Below are 2301 nucleotides of genomic sequence, written 5' to 3'. Positions count from 1 at the left end.
CGGACCGGACATCGATCATGAGAGCGATCAAGTGCCTTAAGAGCATTCGGTGGATGCCTTGGCGCTGAGAGGCGATGAAGGACGTGGTACGCTGCGATAAGCCTTGGGGAGCTGCGAACGAGCTTTGATCCAGGGATTTCCGAATGGGGAAACCCACCTTCGACCTTTCGTATTGTGGGTTCAGGCGAAAGCCTGAGCCCACAATACGATTGGTCAGATGAAGGTATCAGACCTTGAATAAAATAGGGGTTTGAAGCGAACCCGGGGAACTGAAACATCTCAGTACCCGGAGGAAAGGACATCAACGAGACTCCGTCAGTAGTGGCGAGCGAACGCGGATCAGGCCAGTGCCTTGTGTGATTTTACCGGAACGGTCTGGAAAGGCCGGCGCGATGGGTGACAGCCCCGTACGGGACGGAAGAACACAAGGACTCGAGTAGGGCGGGACACGTGAAATCCTGTCTGAACATGGGGGGACCACCCTCCAAGCCTAAGTACTCCTCAGCGACCGATAGTGAACCAGTACCGTGAGGGAAAGGTGAAAAGCACCCCGACGAGGGGAGTGAAACAGCACCTGAAACCGGATGCTTACAAACAGTGGGAGCCCAAGGTTTGTCCTGGGTGACCGCGTACCTTTTGTATAATGGGTCAGCGACTTAAAGTTACGAGCAAGCTTAAGCCGATAGGTGAAGGCGCAGCGAAAGCGAGTCTGAACAGGGCGTTCAGTTCGTGGCTTTAGACCCGAAACCGAGTGATCTAGCCATGTGCAGGATGAAGGTGGGGTAACACCCACTGGAGGTCCGAACCAGTGCCCGTTGAAAAGGTCTTGGATGACGTGTGGCTAGGGGTGAAAGGCCAATCAAACTCGGAAATAGCTGGTTCTCCGCGAAAGCTATTTAGGTAGCGCCTCGCGTGAATACCTCACGGGGTAGAGCACTGGATGGGCTAGGGCCGCCCACAGCGGTACCAAACCCAACCAAACTCCGAATACGTGAGAGTACTGCGCGGGAGACACACGGCGGGTGCTAACGTCCGTCGTGGAGAGGGAAACAACCCTGACCGACAGCTAAGGCCCCCAATTCGTGGCTAAGTGGGAAAGGATGTGGGAATCCCAAAACAACCAGGAGGTTGGCTTAGAAGCAGCCATCCTTTAAAGAAAGCGTAACAGCTCACTGGTCTAAACAAGGGTTCCTGCGCCGAAAATGTAACGGGGCTCAAGCCACGAGCCGAAGCTTCGGATTCACTTCGCAAGAGGTGAGTGGTAGCGGAGCGTTCCGTAGGCCTGCGAAGGGAGACTCGTGAGAGCTCCTGGAGGTATCGGAAGTGCGAATGCTGACATGAGTAACGACAAAGAGTGTGAAAGACACTCTCGCCGAAAGTCCAAGGGTTCCTGCGTAAAGTTAATCTTCGCAGGGTTAGCCGGCCCCTAAGGCGAGGCCGAAAGGCGTAGTCGATGGGAACGGGGTCAACATTCCCCGGCCAGTGGATGGTGACGGATGCCGTATATCGTTTCTCCTTATCGGATTGGAGAGGCGGTGAAGGGGTCCCAGGAAAGAGCCTCCACGTGAGACCGTACCCGAAACCGACACAGGTGGACAGGTAGAGTATACCAAGGCGCTTGAGAGAACGATGCTGAAGGAACTCGGCAATTTGCCTCCGTAACTTCGGGATAAGGAGGCCCTGTCTTTACGCAAGTAGAGCCAGGGGGCACAGACCAGGGGGTGGCGACTGTTTATCTAAAACACAGGGCTCTGCGAAGTCTGTAAGACGACGTATAGGGCCTGACGCCTGCCCGGTGCCGGAAGGTTAAGAGGAGAGGTGAGAGCCTTGAATTGAAGCCCCGGTAAACGGCGGCCGTAACTATAACGGTCCTAAGGTAGCGAAATTCCTTGTCGGGTAAGTTCCGACCTGCACGAATGGCGTAACGATCTCCCCGCTGTCTCCAGCATCGGCTCAGTGAAATTGAATTCCCCGTGAAGATGCGGGGTTCCTGCGGTCAGACGGAAAGACCCCGTGCACCTTTACTGTAGCTTTGCGCTGGCCTTCGTGTCGGCATGTGTAGGATAGGTGGTAGGCTTTGAAGTCCGGGCGCCAGCCTGGATGGAGCCGTCCTTGAAATACCACCCTTGACGAGATGGTGGTCTAACCGCATCCCCTGATCGGGGATCGGGACCGCGCATGGCAGGCAGTTTGACTGGGGCGGTCGCCTCCCAAAGCGTAACGGAGGCGTACGAAGGTGGGCTCAGAGCGGTCGGAAATCGCTCGTCGCGTGCAATGGCATAAGCCCGCTTGACTGCGAGA

Annotated in this window: 1 rRNA gene; it reads left to right on the top strand. The window is 56.0% G+C overall.

What is annotated here, in order from left to right:
* Positions 1 to 25 precede the first annotated feature (25 nt).
* Positions 26 to 2301: ribosomal RNA gene (locus tag HNR00_RS25260) — 23S ribosomal RNA — on the top strand; the annotation flags it as partial.

The sequence above is a fragment of the Methylorubrum rhodinum genome (assembly GCF_014199935.1).
Taxonomy (GTDB): domain Bacteria; phylum Pseudomonadota; class Alphaproteobacteria; order Rhizobiales; family Beijerinckiaceae; genus Methylobacterium; species Methylobacterium rhodinum.
The sequence above is the reverse complement of the archived record's forward strand: the minus strand, read 5'-3'. Positions and strand labels throughout refer to the sequence as shown.